2 protein-coding genes are annotated in these 1,895 nt (G+C 37.8%); both read left to right on the top strand.

Annotation, left to right across the window (positions count from 1 at the left end; all coding sequences use genetic code 11):
• Positions 1 to 81 precede the first annotated feature (81 nt).
• Positions 82 to 963, top strand: coding sequence for a thiamine pyrophosphate-dependent enzyme (locus tag G468_RS0117380; RefSeq protein ID WP_026824078.1), 882 nt, complete (start codon positions 82 to 84; stop codon positions 961 to 963).
• Positions 956 to 1,843: a hypothetical protein gene (locus G468_RS0117375; protein WP_026824077.1), complete on the top strand. Its 888-nt coding sequence runs from the start codon at positions 956 to 958 to the stop codon at positions 1,841 to 1,843. Before G468_RS0117380 ends, G468_RS0117375 begins: the two co-directional genes overlap by 8 nt.
• Positions 1,844 to 1,895 lie beyond the last annotated feature (52 nt).

Below are 1,895 nucleotides of genomic sequence, written 5' to 3'. Positions count from 1 at the left end.
ATTAACCTACTGCAGAGTATAAAACAGTACTCAACTCATTAACATCCCCGAAGCAGCACCGCTGCGCCGCTCACGCGTAGCGTGCTACGTTCTCGCCATGTGGTGGTAATTATAGGAACTCGCCTCGGCGAACTCAGCGCATTTTATTTACAAAAAAAATTTAACAATACAGATTTATTTTATATTGGTATGGAGCCAGATAAAGTAAGAAATAATCTTCCTGCCAATGCTATTATTTTTAACAGTGATATTCAATGCTTTAGCGAAGCGTTGCTTAATGCACTGTTGAAACAACTGATTCATAAACCGGCTGTGCCATGCCCAGCATTGATGGTTGAATTTGCTGATTATGTTATTAAAAATAATAATGGTTCTGCTGAAACCATCCATCCAGTAGATGTTATGAATATCATTCAGAAAGTCGCCATTAATCAGAATAACTGCTACATAGCTGCCGAAGCTGGAAATTCATTTTTTTGGGCTAGTCATCACCTGAAATTTTCTCAACCAGTCCGCTATCGGGTAGGAACTGCATTTTCGACTATGGGGCATTATGTCTGTGGATTAGTAGGTATTGCCGCAGGCAACAAAGAGTGTGCGGTTGGAATTATTGGTGATGGTGCCATGTTAATGGTAAATGAAGTTAGTACCGCAGTGCACTACCGCTTTCCGGCCATTTGGTTGGTGATGAATGACAGCAGCTATAATATGTGCCGTCAGGGGCTGGCAATGTTAAATAGCGAACCCCTCGATTGCGATATACCAGATACAGATTTTGCCTTGTTTGGACGAGCTTTAGGGGCTGATGGTTATCAGGTTAATAATTCTCAGCAATTACAGGAGGTTATGGTTGAGGCAATCAAAAATAGAAATCCAGCCGTAATTGATGTCAAAATTGATAAAAATGTATTTCCACCGCTTAATGATAGGATTGAAACAATTAAGGGGCTTATAAATGATTAATCATGTTTCGTTAATTTCCTGTGCAGCTAGTTTGCCGGATCGCCAGCTAAATATATTGAGAAAAAATGATAAAAAAACAATATTTTCAATAAATGATGATCATTTACCTGAAAGACGTAGCTTATGGCGACTGGATAAAAAGGAATCTATTACCAGATTAATGGTAAATTGCTTATCTAAAGCTTTATATCAGGTGAATATGAATGTCAATCAGCTTGATTGTATTATTATTAGTCTGGTTTGGCCAAAGAACATCCTGTATGAAGAAGTCATTGATTTTGTTCAGCAGCTAAATATTACCTGTCCGGTTATTCCTGTTAGTTTGGGAACGGCTGGTGGAATGACTGCACTTGAGTTAGGTTGGAATCAGTTTTCTAATCCAGCCTGTAAGCGGGTAGCTGTACTCGCTGCTTGTAATTATGTTCACTGGTTTGCTGCTGAAAATCCAATCAATTCTTTACTAAGCGATGGTGCTGCCTGTGCCATACTGAGTTACGATTCGGGTATTTCTCTTGTTTATAGTAAGACGATTCAGACCTATGATTATGAGCGGTTGATATTTATTAATAATTATGTGCAAGAAACAATTGGGTTGGGCAGTTCGATAATTTCTAAACTGCCTACCACTATTTTTAATAGCTGTTATCAATTGTGTCGCGATGCAGGTAAAGATATTAATGATATTCGATATTTCCACATTTATGACCCAATATATTGGGTTAGTGAAGTCAGTGCAAAAATTCTTCAGGTGAGCCAAGATAGAATTTTAACAATATTTAATAAGTATGGCAGCTTGGGGCCAGCGCAAAATTTTTTTGCACTTATCGAATTAAATGCTTGTTCATGGTTAGGAATCTCAATCAATACAGTAAGGCATTAATGGAGGTGTTTTGAACTCAATATTTCTATTAAATTCTGACAGTTTTCTCGTT

The sequence above is a fragment of the Arsenophonus nasoniae DSM 15247 genome, from assembly GCF_000429565.1.
GTDB lineage: Bacteria > Pseudomonadota > Gammaproteobacteria > Enterobacterales > Enterobacteriaceae > Arsenophonus > Arsenophonus nasoniae.
Note: the sequence above shows the minus strand (reverse complement) of the source record. Positions and strands in the feature narration are given on the sequence as shown.